Origin of the sequence: Vibrio sp. 10N.222.52.B7, from assembly GCF_041474275.1 — a bacterium.
In the GTDB taxonomy this organism is placed as follows: domain Bacteria; phylum Pseudomonadota; class Gammaproteobacteria; order Enterobacterales; family Vibrionaceae; genus Vibrio; species Vibrio crassostreae_C.
Genome location: NZ_JBFRTU010000217.1, coordinates 1 through 660 on the forward strand (window position 1 = coordinate 1; position 660 = coordinate 660).

General features: G+C 44.8%; 1 protein-coding gene. It reads left to right on the top strand.

Going from position 1 to position 660, the window contains the following annotated elements; translation table 11 throughout:
* A partial coding sequence (locus tag AB4512_RS22495) for a helix-turn-helix domain-containing protein (protein ID WP_372175756.1) occupies positions 1-563 on the top strand: 563 nt, incomplete at its 5' end.
* Between the last annotated feature and the right edge of the window lie 97 nt (positions 564-660).

Consider the following 660-nt stretch of genomic DNA (forward strand, 5'->3'; position numbering starts at 1 on the left):
CATCAAGCATGGGTGACAATACCGGAAAGTCGACCGACCTTAACATCGAAAAGCTGCCGCTATTGATGAATCAGAGCGGTGGTGAGCTTAATGCCTTTGTTTCGGAGTCTCAAAATAAGGTTCAGCTTTCGTGGCCAATTGAGTATCAAGTACTCGACAATCTTGAAGCCAGCACAATTGAACAGATTGAAACCATTAAGCTTGCCGCCTCAACACCAGAGCAACAAAAACTGACAGCGGAACAAGAGTGGAAGAACAGAGTGTCGCAGCTTGTGAGTGAAAACTACGCTGATGCCGAGTTCAGTACTGCAACTGCCGCTAAGTATTTGTTTATGTCTGAGAGAAGCTTACAGAGACGCTTTAAATCGGCTTACAACAAGACCTTCAAAGAGCACTTGAATGAAGTACGTCTAGAGCATGCGTGTGAGCGCTTACTCGCTGGAGAGAAGATCTCTGATGTGGCGTTTGATTCGGGGTTCAATGACCCTTCCTATTTCAGTCAAAGGTTTAAGCACCACTTTGGCATGTCACCATCTAAGTTTGCTGAAAACAACGAAGAGTAGCACGCAGCGGATACTCAGCTAGAACATAAATAAAGATACTTTAGCCTCGACATTCGTGTTGGGGCTTTTTTATGCTTCTACGAGATACGAGATACGA